The sequence below is a fragment of the Pontibacter diazotrophicus genome, assembly GCF_003367245.1.
Taxonomy (GTDB): Bacteria; Bacteroidota; Bacteroidia; order Cytophagales; family Hymenobacteraceae; genus Pontibacter; species Pontibacter diazotrophicus.
The window spans coordinates 63,041-77,589 of record NZ_QRGR01000017.1; the positions used below are offsets into that span (position 1 = coordinate 63,041).

A 14,549-nucleotide genomic window follows, 5' to 3' on the forward strand; every position below is an offset into this window, starting at 1 on the left:
AAGCTGCAGCTTCTTCAACCAATAATACTGCTGAAGGGCAGGAACCCACCACTTCCCTGCAAGGTGTGAAGCTTTTGTTAGTGGACGACAATGCAGTGAATGTAATGGTTGTCTCCAGGTACCTGGAAAAGTGGGGGGGATGTGGAGGTGGCGGAAAATGGAGCCGAGGCAATAGAGAAAGTGAAGCAACAGGAATATGAACTGGTGCTGATGGACCTGCATATGCCGGACATGGATGGCTATGAAGCTACTTCCAGAATAAGAAACCTTGGGGAAGAAAAGTACAGGCTGTTGCCTGTTATTGCATTATCTGCTTCTGCCGGTCATGATTATGAAAAGCGCATGGAGGATGCAGGCATAGACGACTTCGTGAGCAAGCCCTTCAACCCAACGAAACTACAAGGTAAAATAGCCTATTATACCCTCAGTACCTCTCAGAAACCGAAGCAGGATGCCGAGAGTAAAAATGAGGCAGCAACAGTATGGCAGCCCAAACTCCACACTGCCGATGAGCCAACCTTCACCCTGGAGAATTTTGAGGAATTACTCGCGGATGACGAGGAAGATCTGGAAGAACTAGCCAGGATGACGATCCATAATTTTGAAAACTATAAAAGAGAATTCCAGACTGCGCTCGTTTCTAATGATCTGAAGGAGTACAAGGCAAGCAGTCATAAGATAAAGACTACTGTTGAGCTCCTGCGTGCTGCGAAACTACAACTTGCCATCACGAAAGGCATTCACTTTATGGAAGGTGACGCAGAAGACCAGCGCCTGATGAAGCGGATTTCTCAGGAAATAAACCATGAGTTGAATGCTGTTATTCATGGCCTGAAAGAAATACAAAAAAGCCGGTGGCATCGTACCGGTTCCCGCAATACCCCCTGAAAACTCTACACTAGCATACAGCAGATGTGCCAGCAATAGGAGCGACTATGTGTCCTATTTGCTCTTGTTTCCGGGGCTTACCAATATCTTTAAATATTTTGTTTCTCTAATATTGTAATTGAATAATATTTACTATATATTTAAATATATGAATTTATAAACAATTTAAATATATAAAATCAATATGGGGTTACATTTAAAAGATACAAAGGAAGGGAAGGATAAAAGTGTTGTGGCTGGTGAAGCGCGGGTTGATGAGAAGTATATAAAAGAGTATGTAACAGAAGACAGAACACTTTCTCCCATTCGAATAACGAAATTACTTCTTTTTATCGCGCTAGCCCTATTGGTAGGTCATGTTGTGGTTGTTCATCTTGCTCTTAAGGCCTTAGGAATTTTCAGTAACTCCTCAAGCCTGCCCTTCTTCAAAGAAATTCATTACGCCCTGTACAACCAATTTCATTTAGGCCTGGAAGGAAATCTTTCCACCTATTTTTCAACTTTTAATTTAGCATTGGCTTCTATTTTGTCTTATGTGGTTTACAGCACCGGCAAAAAAGCTACCTATCATTGGTTATACCTCAGTCTCTTATTTTTATTTCTGTCAATAGATGAGTCGGCGCAGCTTCATGAAACATTTGGGGGCTTAGCAGGAAGTAAATTTAATTCTTATTTAGATGAAGTTCCGCCATTTCTGAGCTGGGCTTGGATGGTGCCTTATGCTGTGTTTACGCTGCTGGTTGGGCTTTACTTTTTTAAGTTTACTTTAAAGCTGCCTGTCAAAACAAGAAGCCTCTTTTATCTTTCAGGCTGTATATATGTTTTCGCCGCACTTGGCCTGGAGTTTTGCGAAGCCCATTTCGACACCTTGTATGGCCCCGATAATGTGGTGAACAAATTCTTGTTTCCGATTGAAGAGTTTTTAGAAATGGTTGGCATCATTATTTTCAACTACGCCTTGCTGGATTATTTGATGTTGAACAAGAAGGTTCTTCAATTCTCCTTTACAGACAGTAAATAAGTTTACGCTGGATTGTGTTCTTATAAATTTTCTGGGGCAATATTCAGAAACTTATACTGCCCCATAGCTTTTGCAGAACCGGTGTTATATTAATGGTTATCACCAGGAGTAGAAGGATTGTCTCCTCAGGCAAAGGCTGTTTCATTCTGCAAAGTCCTCACTCGTGTCATTATGCCTTGGGCTATGGCGCTGTTATGTCAAAGACTCCATATTCACCTTAAGTTCCAGGTCTGGAGATTCGCACCATATCATAAAGTGAAACAGTCCCTTCCGCAAATTCCTCCCGGCTAAACCGAAATATTTTATAACTAAGTCTTCCTTTTCAGCAGCAATTCAGCAGTGTTAGATTCTGTCTGAGGCAGATAGTGTTTCGGTGTGTGCTAATAAAAAGCATGGCTCTATGTCAAAATAGAGCAGCTTTTTTTATCTTTAGATGAGAAAGTAAATTAAATCCCGAAATTTTGAATAAAAAGAGACCAATCAATAAAGTTTTTGACAAGCGAAATGTTGCCAATATAAGAAGAACAATATTTAGCAGACCAGGGAAAGATATTCCTGCAGGCATTGTGGTCTTTCTGGTGGCACTCCCTCTGTGTCTGGGCATTGCATTAGCCTGTGGTGCGCCCCTGATATCTGGCCTGATATCAGGAATTATAGGTGGTATTGTAGTAGGGTGTATTAGCCAATCTGATGTAAGCGTTAGTGGGCCTGCTGCTAGTTTATCCGCTGTCGTATTAGTAGCTATTCAACAGTTGGGCAGTTTTGAAGTGTTTCTGTTGGCCCTGCTGATTGGAGGTGTGCTTCAACTACTGCTCGGAATCCTAAAGGCCGGATTGATTGCGGATTATATGCCGACCAGCATCATCAAAGGTTTATTGGCTGCCATAGGATTGATTCTTATTATATCACAAATACCATATGCCCTGGGAATCAAACAGGATGGTCTGTATTTAGACTATGCCCCGAATTATTTTATGGAGTTGCCCGAAATGCTTTTGTCACTTCTTGGGTCGCTGTCGCCTGGCGCTATCATTTTATCTGTTATTTCTTTACTGCTACTTATATTCTGGGAAAAGACATTTCTCAGTAAAATCAAAAACCTGCCTTCTTTTCTGGTGGTGGTTATTTTAGGAGTAATAGTGAACCAACTCTTTAAATTTTTTATACCTTCTTTTTACCTGGAAGGTATCCACCTGGTTAATATTCCCAAAATTGAGAGCTTGTCTTCTTTCCTTACCTTTCCTGATTTTACTGCTATAGCAAATATTCAGGTATGGACGTATGGTTTAACCATCGCATTGATTGCTTCAATTGCTTCACTGCTGGCCATTGAAGCAGCAGATAATTTGGATCCACACAAGAGAAGGAGCCCTCCTAACCGGGAACTGGTGGCTCAGGGAATTGGCAATATACTGGCAGGACTAATTGGCGGTATTCCCATCACCTCTGTTATTGTAAGGAGCTCTGTCAATATCCAGGCGGGTGCAGAAACTAAATTCTCCACGATCACGCATGGCATTTTATTGCTGCTTAGTGTGCTGTTCCTCAGTTCGATCATTAATTTGATTCCCCTGGCATCACTGGCTGTTCTCCTCCTGGTGGTGGGCTACAAGCTTGCTTCCATTTCCATTTTCAGGAGCATGTATCTGAAGGGGTGGGACCAGTTTATTCCATTTGTTGTCACTACCATCGGTATCCTGCTGACAGATGTGTTGCTGGGAGTGCTGATAGGAACGGCTTCCAGCCTGTTTTTTCTGCTTAGGGGTAATTTCTATAATCCCTTTTATATGGAAAGCACAAAGTCGCAGAAGGGGAAAACCACCCGGCTTGAGCTATCCAATGAAGTGTCTTTTCTGAATAAACCCGCCATAAAGAGAACCTTATGGAACCTGCCTAAACACTCGGAGATAATCATTGATGCTACTTTTACCACTTATGTGGAGCCTGATGTAGTAGAGATCCTGCATGACTTCCAGGATACCTTTGCCCGGGAAAACAACATCAATGTTAAAATAACGGGGCTAAAGGAAAAGTACAATCCTAAAAGTCAGGTCCCCCTGGTTAACAGCCAGCCCAAGTTCATAAAAGACCCATCCACTCCGAAGGAGATATTGGAGTACCTGGTAGATGGGAACCAGCGTTACGTTGATGGCAACCTTGTTTCAAGGAGGTTAAGGAATAAAGAGCTGATGGACTTCATCAAAGGCGCTCCATTGGCTGCAATCCTTAATTGCATAGATATGCGTGAACCACTCAACATGCTGCTGAATACCGGAATAGGGGACTTGATACCTTTGCGGGCAGCAGGTAATCTGGTGGGGGAACATCTTATACACAGCCTTGAAATTGCCTGCCGGAAACAGGGCGCCAGGTTGATTTTATTAATGGGAAACTCTGGAAACTCCTTCATCAAAGAAGCCCTTGAGAATTATCTACAAGGGAATGACTCCTACCTAAAACCTTTACTGGAACCTGCCCTTTCCTCCGGCACATTCAGCCAGGAAAGATTAAAAAATGAAGATTTAGATGATTTGGTAAATGAAATTACCTTATGGAATCTGGAAGAATCTAAAACAAGAATCTTAAGGCAAAATCCATACATCAGCGATCAGGTGAGCCAGGGCAAGCTAGGCCTTTGTTCCGCTTTTTTCGATCGCAGGACCGGTAAAGTCGAGTTTTCTTCTTTAGTTAATTTGGCCACAAAAGAGGTTCTTTAATTCGTTACTTCTGTAGTGCGATATGCATGAAGCTGGCAGGCGCCGATTTTCAGGGTTTATATTTAATCAGGGGAGTCGATATTTCTAGCGCTGTGAGAAATAACGACTTTTATAAGCTTCATGTATGTTTCTTTAAGGTAACAGCAATAGGTTATAGTAAGGTTTGTGTTTCGTATTTCTGTGGGTGAGTCTGAATTAAGAACCAGAACATCAGTAGTTAACCTGCGTTATCAAACAAAGGACTATTCAGAAAACGTAAACTTTAACTATGAAAACTTCAGCAAAGAAATTACATATGCTTGCAATGCGTAGTACGATAGGAATTCTGACAGCTATACTGGTTTTGGCCGGACAGGCTTGCTCGCAGGAGTCAGATGCACAAGCCGGAGAACCTGTTGCTACGGAAGATGAAACTGGCGAAATGCAGGTTGAAACGCTGACTGAAAATCTGACACATCCCTGGGGAATGGCTTTTCTTCCGGACAACAGGCTGCTGGTAACCGAGCGGCCCGGAAGACTAAGAATACTGGATACCAACAACCAACTTTCTGAACCGCTAACAGGCACTCCGGAAGTATTTGCAGAGGGGCAAGGGGGCTTGCTGGATGTGGTGCTGGACCCGAACTTCCAGGAAAATAACTTGGTATACCTTTCCTTTTCCGAACCAGGAGGGAACAATACAGCCTCCACAGCATTGGGCCGGGGAAGGCTGGAGGGAAATGCGATACAAGACTTCACGGTTATTTTCCGGCAGGAGCCTAAAGTAGATGGCCCTAACCACTTCGGCGGACGCATCGTGTTCACGCCGGATGGCCACCTATTTCTTGCCATGGGCGAAAGGTTTAAATTTGACCCGGCCCAAGACCCCTCCAATCACATGGGCACCATTGTTCGCATCAACCCCGACGGATCTGTGCCAAGCGATAATCCTTTTGTAGGACAGGCGAATGCGGAAGACGAGATATGGTCGTATGGCCATCGTAACATTGAAGCTGCAGCAATTGAACCGAATACTAACAGGCTTTGGGTGGCAGAAATGGGACCCCAGGGAGGAGATGAGTTAAACCAGCCAGAGGCAGGACGTAATTACGGCTGGCCAGAAGTGAGCTGGGGGGAAAACTACGATGGCACTGATATACCTGATCCGACGACCACTACTGAGTTTGCCAATGCCGCACTTCATTGGACACCAGTTATCTCTCCATCAGGTATGATATTCTATACTGGTTCCATGTTTAATGAATGGCAGGGAACGGCCCTTATTGGAGGACTAACCAGCCAGGGAATTGTGCGGGTGCAGATTAATGGAAACCAGGCAGAGGAAGTGGAGCGCGTTCCGTTGGATGCACGCATACGCGATGTAGAGCAGGCTCCCGATGGCTCTGTTTATGTGCTAACAGACCAGGATAACGGCAAGGTTTTGCGTTTACACTTGCAGAATTAACTTGAAGGTAACCATTCTGGATAGGAGGCATATCTTTTGCTTCATATAAACATAGTCTAAGTTACCTGCGTTGTCATTTCTCTCTGAGTTCGGGTTGATATTCAAGCTGGACAGAGGCATTGCGCCGCAAGAGGAGCATAAAAGAGCCTCTCAAAAGTGTTTGAGAGGCTCTAATGTGAAGGAAACTCTTTTACAGGAAAGCTTATATATCCAGCGCTCTCTTCTTTAGTAGGGTATACTCATCGTCTGTAATAGAACCTCTTTTACGTAGTTGTTCCATTCTTTCGATGGTAGCAATGGAGTCCTCCACTGTTTTAGAAGTACCGTCCTCACTATAAACATTTGTTTCAGTTGCTACATGCCTGGTATCATCTACATTGTCAGCGCGATCTTCCTGCCAGCTGGAGGAGTAGAATCGGTTCTCGTTGTAGTTGTCGTCGTTGTAGAAGTCATCTGATATGCGCCGGCTGGTGACCGGTTGCTGTATTGCCGCCTCTTCAAACTCGCTCCTTCTATTGGTGTTGGTATCTGGCAGCGTATCATGCTGGGACTTTTGAAATGTATCCCGCACCGCATACTCATAATCTTCAGAAATAGAGTCACCACCATATACCGGGTAACTTGAAACAGAGCGCGTGTCGATGTAGGATACAAATATCTTTTTCCCTCTTTTATCAAGTGCCGCTGCTCCAATAGGTATCAGTAAATACTGATCGTCCTTTGTGTTAAAGAATTTGCGGTCGGCTACTACAGACAAATAGCGTACACGCAGGGTCTGCGGGTCGACAATCAAATCTTTTACTACTCCAAACATGTCGCCATCTGCACCTGCCACTTTCCAGCCCAGCACGTCTGTGCTGTCTGAGGCCACTTGGTAATCCTTCAGACTGCTTAATGGCATCAAGCGATCTGTCATATCCTGACTTATATCGTTATTTCTCATGGTTTTATTTTTTAAAGTTAGTAACAGGAGACAGGGAGGTTAAGCCACCTGGTAGTGCAACGTTTCCGGTAGCACCATACCGGTGCTTGGGTTTACCTCTATCGTCTCCACTTCGTTCCTATCGAAAGCAAACTCGTACACTGCCCAGGCTACTAAAGCCAATAGAATAAGTACGAGTACCCATATCCACAGTGAATTGTTTTTCTTGCGTTCAATCCTTATTTCAGCCATTCTTTTGTCGTTTGTTTTCCATAATTAATCCTATCAGAGTCAAAGCTCTTGCAAGTCCTTCTGAAACTTCAAATACCAGGTATAAGCTTTCTGTCTTTTTTACAGATTCAGGCAATTAAGTTTTACACAAGGGCAAAGTGTTATTCCAGTAAGGGAGCAACATAACAAGATTAATACGCTGATGAGCAAGATATGTTGATGGAGAGTTTTAATGATAAGTACAATTTAAGAAAGTATCGCAAACAAAGGCTTTCAAGAATTGGACTGGGGTAGACCTGAAGGGGAGGGTTTTCTCAGAGGTTTTATTCAATGAAAATAAAATATAAAATCAAGCTTCAGGATCATGTTAGCGGTACGAGGCCAATAAAAGAGGTATAGGGGCCGTTAAATAACTTTCTCCTGCTGTTTCAGGTGTTACTACTTGCTGCAGGGTGATGAGTATTTTGTTGATCGTGCTTTATCAGTTATACAAATTTCCTGATTCTACTATACCTTTACTTTTGATCAGCGCTAACAGGCAATTTTCTGCTGCTAATAACAAAGCACGTACACATACTTTAGCATCCGTATAACCAGACATATAAACAAATGAATCTTACAAATTGGAGGCACCTTCCAAAAAGGGCTGCGTTTCTTTTGACCATTACTTCCTCCTTATTCTTTCAGGTCTCCTGCCAGACCTCTCCACCTGAAAATGAGGTTGTGAGCGCTGAGAGTTCCAGCATTGTGGAATATGAAATAGCCGAGCTACAGCAAGGGTATAAAGACGGCACCCTGACCGCCAGAGAAGTTGTGCAGGCTTACCTGAACAAAATTGAGGAGGTAGATGACAGTGGGCCGGAACTTGGTTCCATTATAGCAGTAAACCCGGATGCTATCCAGATTGCAGAGGCGCTTGATAAAGAGATGAAGGAGGGGAAAATCAGAGGTCCGCTGCATGGTATACCCGTTGTGTTGAAAGACAATATTGACACGCACGATAAAATGCCTACTACTGCCGGTTCCAGGGCATTAGCGAATTCATACCCTTTGCAGGACAGCTATGTTGCCAGGCAGTTAAGAGAGGCCGGAGCCATTATTATTGGTAAAGCCAATTTAAGTGAGTGGGCGAACTTCAGGGGCGAGATGTCTACCAGTGGCTGGAGTGGCCTGGGTGGGCAAACAAAGAACCCTTATGTTTTGAGCCGCAATCCTTGCGGGTCCAGTTCCGGATCAGCTGTAGCGGTGGCCGCTAACCTGGCGGTATTAGCTATAGGTACAGAAACGAACGGATCTATCGTTTGCCCGGCGCAAGCCAGCGGCGTAGTGGGTATCAAACCGACGGTTGGCCTTGTAAGCCGTTCAGGAGTTATCCCGATTTCCTCCACACAAGATACACCAGGGCCGATGGCCCGTACCGTGCGGGATGCGGCCATTGGCTTAGGAGCCATGGTGGGAGTGGATGCTGGAGATGAGAAAACAGCAGCCAGCCAGGGTAAATTTCACAAGGACTATACCCAGTTCTTAAAAGCAGATGGCTTGAAGGGCAAGCGTATCGGGTTTTATAAAGCGCCGCTGGGCGCTAACTATAAAGTGGACTCCCTGATGTTGAAGGCGGTGGATTTCCTGAAAAGCCAGGGAGCAGAGATTATAGAAACCGATGAAATAGGAGGAAGAGGAGTTGGCGCCAATTCTTTTGAAATTATGTTGTTTGAGTACAAACACGGCTTAAATGAATACTTTGAGTCGCTTGGACCTGATGCTCCCATCAAGAGTGTGGAAGAGTTGATCGCTTTCAATAAAGCGGATTCGGTGGAGTTGCAGCATTTCAACCAGCGCTACCTGGAAATGGCGCAGGAAAAAGGAGATCTGAACACACAGGAATACAAAGAGGCTTTAGCCAACCTGATGAAAGGCAGTAGGGAAGAAGGCATCGACAAAGTAATGAACCAACACAATTTGGATGCTATCGTAGCCCCAACGGGAGGCCCAGCCTGGAAAACGGACCTGGTGAACGGCGACAGTTTCCAGGTTGGAAGTTCCTCTCCTGCAGCCCAGGCCGGGTATCCCTCTATTACCGTTCCCATGGGTTTCGTAGGGGAGTTGCCGGTGGGTATCTCTTTTTTCGGAAGAGCCTGGAGCGAGCCAATTTTACTTGAAGTCGCTTATGGTTATGAGCAAGGAACAAAGCATCGTAAAGCCCCGAAGTTTCTGCCGTAGTGCTCTGGTAAGCTTTAGCAGGGTTTAAACCCTGCTGCCTTCATGCAAAACTCCCCGTCGTTGTTGGTGTTGACCAACAGCGGTGGGGAGTTTTGTTATCTGCCGCTAGTGCGATCTTGCAGTTCGTACTGCTGATTGTTAAAGAAGCTTAGCTACATCGTTGTGAAGTGACTTGGGCAATTGGCTTATGTTTTAAAGGTGTTTATAAGCAATTCATAGCCCACCACTACCTGTCTTTTGCCTTTATTGTTTTGGGCGGTAGGGCAGAATCCATTCGTCTCCTGGTCTCATCCGGCGAACTTTTCTTTCAGAATATATCTCTATTCCTTCTTCATTGAAGTCGCTGAGTTCACGGGCATGTGTTTCTTGGATATTGATGATTTCTTCAAACTTATACCAGACATACCTCTTTTCGCTGCCCAGGTAAGGTTGTTCCTGCGCTGGCAAAATCTTCAAGGCCTTTTTCTCTGCCTCTTCTTCATTCTTTGCTTTCAGCAAGACGATTCTTTCTTCATAGGTTTGTAACCCGCTGGTAATTCCCTCAATCAGAATGGCGTAGCGGGCTTTGACAGCGTAAAATGCATCCGGCTTCTCTTCCTTGCCTTCTTTCGATTCTACACGCGCTATACCCTCAATGTCCTTCACTATAATATTCAGCACGTACTCTTTCGCCTGTAGGTCGAACAAGTCTTTCAGTTTCATCTGAGCCTCTAAGACGCGAGGCTCTGTCCGTTTCCTTTCTAATTTGATATTCCGCAGTGAGAAGTCTTTTTTCAGCCTGGCGTATTGCTGCTGCAGAATGCGTCTGATGATGGCTTTTCTTTCATCCGGAGGTATCTCCATAAAATTGTCTGTGTTTACATATTTCAGAACAATCGTTATGGTAGCCGTTTTCTCACTTTGCCTGGCCTCCTTCGGATCTATTTTCCATTGACTTAGAAATTCGTCCATCTTTTTTCCCTCTCATTTTTTATGGCGTACAAAATCGTTTAACAGGAAAAAATCCTGCTATCTATACGCTGCAAAGCAGATGGCACCTGCTCCTGTAAGAAATTTCGTTCCTGAATATATTACAGCGCCCCGGCAGTATAGCACAGTAGCATTTTGAGTAGCCTATTTCAATGTTTACGTTCAGCAGCGCGGAACCAGCATCAAAACGCTTCCCCAATCAGGATGTAAAAGCCGGTGCCCTCGTTGGTGAAAGCTATGTCAGCGCGGGTGTAGATGTCCTTTTTAGGGAAAAGCAGGTAGCGCAGGCCACCGCCACCGGCCACTTTTAGGTTTTTTACGTTCAGGTGGCTGAAATCGGAGAAAACGGTGCCTGTGCTGGCAAATACAGATGCGCCGATCCTGCTGGAAAAACTCAGGGGCAGGGGCAGAAAACGGTACTCTACCTGCGCAGCCAGTTGGTTCTTGTCACGGAAACGGCCCGTGTAATAGCCGCGCATGATGCTTTCGCCTCCCAGCAAGGCCAACTGGTTGAAAGGCGCATTGCCTACGCTGAACTGCCCAATCAGTTGGGCTGCCAGTACGTTGCTTCTGCCAATGGGCCTGTAGATACGGTTATCTGAAAGGATGGAGGTAAATTTAAAGTCGCTGTTCCAAAGCCGATCATAGCGGATCAGGGCCAGTTCTGAAAATAACCCGTCCCGCACATTGAGCACGTTGTGCCGGTTATCGTAAATTATACCCAGGCCCAGGCCCGTGTTAGCTGACCCTTTGCTGCCAGCCGGTTCTGCTACGTAAGTGTCTGTGGGAGCAATAAAGTCAACAGAAGCCATTCGCTGATAATCGATTTGCGGACCCATGTACAGGTTGGGGCGAATCTGGCGCAGCACCCGTTCCTTCACCTGAATCTGGGTGGCCTCTACAAGAGCCAAGTGCTCGGCAGGCGAGTCTGGTCCTATGCCGTGGTAGAGCATCGGGAAACTTTGGAAACGCAGCTTGCCCAGAAAGAACCACCTGCTCTTATCGGAGTAAAGAGAATGGTCGAACAGGAGGCCATACTGGTTTTCGAGCGTGAAAAAGGTAAAGCCGTTTATTTCGCTGAGCCTGTTGGTGGTATCATTCTTTGCATAATACACATAGAGGCTGCTGAGGCCAAACTCCAGGTTCGTTTCCGGGGAGTAAGCTAGGGTAGGGTAAAGGAGGAACTGTGGCTTCGAAGCATCTGTCGTGTCATTCAGCAGTTTGTTGATATACCTGGAAACGAAATTGTGATGCTGCGCCCCAGCCTCTTGCAAAGAGAAGAGCACAAACGCAAAAAGAAGGAAGATAAAGCGGGTTTTCATATTTGAAGACAGTAAACAGACAAACAGTTTTTGTAGTATACCTTGATGTTCGGTGCGCGAAGTTATGCAATAATGTCCTACAAAAAACACCTTCGCCCTATATAGATTTTATCTAATTGTTATGGTGTTTTCCTGCCTGGTTCTTTCTAACAGTAAAAGGGCAGCAATATCCTCTAATTCCTCACCGCAACCGGCACCTCTCGCCGCCGGAACAACGTACTGTTACCAGTACCCGAAAGCCAGCAAGTGCTGCAGCACAATCAAATTTAATAGTAGGATAATGGAAATAATACACCTAAATCACCTGAATTCCGCCTTCAGGATCTCCGGGAGCGAGGAAAGAAGAAGCCTTAAAATCAGCAGCGTGTCTGTAGAAAAAGAAACGGATGCAAGCGCCACTTTAAAGCTGGTAGTTTTAGATGAGAAGGACGTCCCTGTTTTTAGCCAGGAATTATCCGATGGAGGAGAGGTGAACAGTAGCATCGATATAGATCAGGATTTTGCTTTTTATGACCACCTGACCGTGCGTATCACAGCCGAACCCAAAAACAGCCCTTTTAACGCAACATTAAATTTTAAATAATCCCGCTTACGTCAGGCTCCTTCTGTAAGCCTAAAGCTGAGGTCTTACGGAAGGAGCCTGAGCGTTAAGAGCTATACAACGGAAGTGTAGGTATGATGCCGCTGTAGAAGCCCCTGGAAAAGTGCTACTGAACGAACAGAGGGTTGATTAAATGCTATATGAACAAGCACAGCCCCGGCAGTGTTTAGCGGGCTGCGAGCACTACACGCACGGGTGTCCACTCTATGTCAGGGTAGCGGCTATTGTCTAGTGGCTCCAGTTTCCCATTCCCGCTAAACATATTGCGCAGGTACTGCATGCCCTGCCAGGGCGGAAAGACCGCATCGCTCTTGGGCATAATTGTGCGCGTGACTTTGATCATGTTATCAAGTGTTCTCAGGCCCCCTACGTGGAATAGGCGGAACTCCTGTCCGGTTACCTCACTCGCAATTTCTTTCAATTTACGGGCACTAACGGTATCGCCGGCGATGCGGAGGTGCCGCGGGGTGGAAGGGTCAAGCGCTGCTGCGGCGGTGAACGCGGCGGTGTTTTCCACGGTCGTGAAGTCCAGCGGCTGGTCGGCGTCACTCCAGTAGATAACCCGGTTAAGCGGGAAAAGGATGAGTGGTGCCTCTCCCGCAAGCAGGTGCGTAAACATGCCGTTAAAAATGGAAGTAGCCGCAATCGGTGCCTTGTCTAATCGTTCATGAAATTCCTGGCGAAGGTCAAGGTTCCGGTTAGAGCCGCGGGGAGTTTTTGTGAAATCAATGGCGAAGTCGGACGGGATAAAGCGGGGAACTCCAGCTTCTATCGCAGCATGCAACAGCACCCGCTGCGCTTCTAAGATTACCTCCTGTAGGCCTGAAAGCGCTGAAACGACACAGGCCCCACCCGCACATGCTTTGCTCAACTCAGAGACACTCTTGAAATCAGCCTCCACGATAGAAACGCCCTCTCTCCGTAGGGCTGTTAACTTCTCGCTGGCGCTTCCGGGCCGGACAATTGCCCTCACGTTGGCTCCCCGATGAAGTAGTGACCGGGCGATGCGCCCACCGAGGTCTCCGGTGGCTCCGGCCAGAATGATCGTTGCATTGTCCGGATCAGTATTTTTTTTAAATGACATTTTATTTTCCTGGTTTCTTAACTACAACCACATACTCAGGTTATTGTTAATAAAATAAGATGAGGCTACGCTTAAACGCTGATTCCATTTAATGAGCACAGGTCGGTTTAAAAACCCTCTGCAAAGCATCTCTAATCCAATAAATTCATCAGATTCAGTGCCTCGGATAGTCACTAACATCTATACAGGGTGGGGAGCATGATGATGGCACCTTTTGAGCAAGGCTGACTGCATCACCATACGAATTGCTTCAGCTAAAGTAGACATCGAGGGGGAGTGTCCGAATGTGAAAGCAAACTGATGTTTCCTGTATGCCTTCTTGCAAAAATGTTGAGTTGCTTCAGCCACACAATTAAAAAGCTCTCATGAAAAAAAAGATGCTGGTTTATGCTTTTATATAGCCTTTTCCAATTCTTCTTCGATTGCGGGGCTCAGCACAAAGATTAAATGCTCGGCAAAAGCGGCCCTTTCAATTGGCCCGGTACCCATTACGGCCACTGTGCCTATTGGTTCATTAGTTCCGGAAAGAAGAAACCTGCCCAGGTAACTCTCAATTTTCAGATTCTGTAGCTCTCTGTCGTCGGGGAAGCTTTTGGTAACGTTAAAAGGAAAGTAGCAGAAGCCCTGGGTTTGCACAGCTTCGCATGGCGTCCCCTGGAGGGTATAAATTACATTGTCCAGTGCTTCTTCCCCCTTGAGGAAGGCGCAGGTGCGGATGTGGCTTTTGTCTTCAGTCAGTGCTCCAATCATGACATACTCAACGCCAGTATGCCTGGTTATGAATGTGGCGGCCTCCAAAAGAAAGCACGCACCTCTGCTCTTGTTCGTCAGCGTAACGGCGTCCTCTAAAATCCTGTTTTCTTCTTCTCCCGGCTCATATTGCCAGTGATGTACAAAACGGTATTCCATTATACTTTAACTTTTGGCAACTAAATTGAAGTTATGCATCCTTCATATGCAATGCAAGTAAAAGCTTCACTGCTATGTCATTATACTCTGAACTTGTAACACTGTCTGATTTGGCAAGTGTTTATCACATAAAACTCACGAATTGAAATAAACAAACACTGTCAGCTACCCTTACTCTGGATAGTTCATTTTCCTTTTCACTATTGCTTTTACATAGGACT

Annotated in this window: 12 protein-coding genes; 6 read left to right on the forward strand and 6 right to left on the reverse strand. The window is 45.5% G+C overall.

Going from position 1 to position 14,549, the window contains the following annotated elements:
• The first annotated feature begins 108 nt into the window (after positions 1-108).
• The 4 genes from DXT99_RS15685 (at position 109) to DXT99_RS15700 (ending at position 6,070) form a co-directional block, all read left to right on the forward strand.
• Entirely contained in the window at positions 109-888 is a 780-nt protein-coding gene (locus DXT99_RS15685) for a response regulator (RefSeq protein ID WP_115566526.1), read from the forward strand.
• A 184-nt stretch (positions 889-1,072) separates the two neighbouring features.
• Entirely contained in the window at positions 1,073-1,909 is an 837-nt protein-coding gene (locus DXT99_RS15690) for a hypothetical protein (RefSeq protein WP_115566527.1), read from the forward strand.
• 461 nt (positions 1,910-2,370) lie between these two features.
• Complete coding sequence (locus DXT99_RS15695; protein WP_246000762.1) at positions 2,371-4,626, forward strand: bifunctional SulP family inorganic anion transporter/carbonic anhydrase; 2,256 nt, start codon at positions 2,371-2,373, stop codon at positions 4,624-4,626.
• Between the two features lie 304 nt (positions 4,627-4,930).
• Positions 4,931-6,070 carry a PQQ-dependent sugar dehydrogenase gene (locus DXT99_RS15700; protein ID WP_115566528.1) on the forward strand — a complete coding sequence of 380 codons (1,140 nt, stop codon included), beginning with the start codon at positions 4,931-4,933 and terminating at the stop codon, positions 6,068-6,070.
• A 202-nt stretch (positions 6,071-6,272) separates the two neighbouring features.
• Here DXT99_RS15700 and DXT99_RS15705 read toward each other — a convergent pair whose 3' ends face one another.
• Positions 6,273-7,013: a PRC-barrel domain-containing protein gene (locus DXT99_RS15705; RefSeq protein WP_115566529.1), complete on the reverse strand. Its 741-nt coding sequence runs from the start codon at positions 7,011-7,013 to the stop codon at positions 6,273-6,275.
• Positions 7,014-7,052: 39 nt separating this feature from the next.
• On the reverse strand, positions 7,053-7,244 hold the full coding sequence (locus DXT99_RS15710; protein WP_115566530.1) for a hypothetical protein: 192 nt from the start codon (positions 7,242-7,244) through the stop codon (positions 7,053-7,055).
• Positions 7,245-7,946: 702 nt separating this feature from the next.
• Between DXT99_RS15710 and DXT99_RS15715 the strand changes: the two genes are divergently transcribed.
• Positions 7,947-9,443: an amidase gene (locus tag DXT99_RS15715; protein WP_246000764.1), complete on the forward strand. Its 1,497-nt coding sequence runs from the start codon at positions 7,947-7,949 to the stop codon at positions 9,441-9,443.
• 243 nt (positions 9,444-9,686) lie between these two features.
• Here DXT99_RS15715 and DXT99_RS15720 read toward each other — a convergent pair whose 3' ends face one another.
• Both DXT99_RS15720 and DXT99_RS15725 read right to left on the reverse strand, forming a co-directional pair.
• Positions 9,687-10,394, reverse strand: a complete 708-nt coding sequence (locus tag DXT99_RS15720; RefSeq protein WP_115566532.1) for a DUF4288 domain-containing protein — start codon at positions 10,392-10,394, stop codon at positions 9,687-9,689.
• Between the two features lie 200 nt (positions 10,395-10,594).
• Entirely contained in the window at positions 10,595-11,734 is a 1,140-nt protein-coding gene (locus tag DXT99_RS15725; protein WP_115566533.1) for a BamA/TamA family outer membrane protein, read from the reverse strand.
• Positions 11,735-12,014: 280 nt separating this feature from the next.
• On the opposite strand from DXT99_RS15725, the gene DXT99_RS15730 reads away from it, so the two are divergent.
• Positions 12,015-12,317 (forward strand): hypothetical protein, encoded by a 303-nt coding sequence (locus tag DXT99_RS15730; RefSeq protein WP_115566534.1) that lies wholly within the window; start codon positions 12,015-12,017, stop codon positions 12,315-12,317.
• A gap of 184 nt (positions 12,318-12,501) precedes the next feature.
• On the opposite strand, the gene DXT99_RS15735 is transcribed toward DXT99_RS15730, so the two are convergent.
• Positions 12,502-13,419 (reverse strand): NmrA family NAD(P)-binding protein, encoded by a 918-nt coding sequence (locus DXT99_RS15735; protein WP_115566535.1) that lies wholly within the window; start codon positions 13,417-13,419, stop codon positions 12,502-12,504.
• 393 nt (positions 13,420-13,812) lie between these two features.
• Entirely contained in the window at positions 13,813-14,328 is a 516-nt protein-coding gene (locus DXT99_RS15740) for a hypothetical protein (RefSeq protein WP_115566536.1), read from the reverse strand.
• Positions 14,329-14,549: the final 221 nt, after the last annotated feature.

Bases quoted from the DNA above. Each gene is read 5' to 3' on its own strand.
- DXT99_RS15725 (WP_115566533.1), bottom strand. From the start codon at position 11,734: ATGAAAACCCGCTTTATCTTCCTTCTTTTTGCGTTTGTGCTCTTCTCT.
- DXT99_RS15735 (WP_115566535.1), bottom strand. From the start codon at position 13,419: ATGTCATTTAAAAAAAATACTGATCCGGACAATGCAACGATCATTCTG.
- DXT99_RS15705 (WP_115566529.1), bottom strand. From the start codon at position 7,013: ATGAGAAATAACGATATAAGTCAGGATATGACAGATCGCTTGATGCCA.
- DXT99_RS15720 (WP_115566532.1), bottom strand. From the start codon at position 10,394: ATGGACGAATTTCTAAGTCAATGGAAAATAGATCCGAAGGAGGCCAGG.
- DXT99_RS15710 (WP_115566530.1), bottom strand. From the start codon at position 7,244: ATGGCTGAAATAAGGATTGAACGCAAGAAAAACAATTCACTGTGGATA.
- DXT99_RS15700 (WP_115566528.1), top strand. From the start codon at position 4,931: ATGCGTAGTACGATAGGAATTCTGACAGCTATACTGGTTTTGGCCGGA.
- DXT99_RS15740 (WP_115566536.1), bottom strand. From the start codon at position 14,328: ATGGAATACCGTTTTGTACATCACTGGCAATATGAGCCGGGAGAAGAA.
- DXT99_RS15690 (WP_115566527.1), top strand. From the start codon at position 1,073: ATGGGGTTACATTTAAAAGATACAAAGGAAGGGAAGGATAAAAGTGTT.
- DXT99_RS15730 (WP_115566534.1), top strand. From the start codon at position 12,015: ATGGAAATAATACACCTAAATCACCTGAATTCCGCCTTCAGGATCTCC.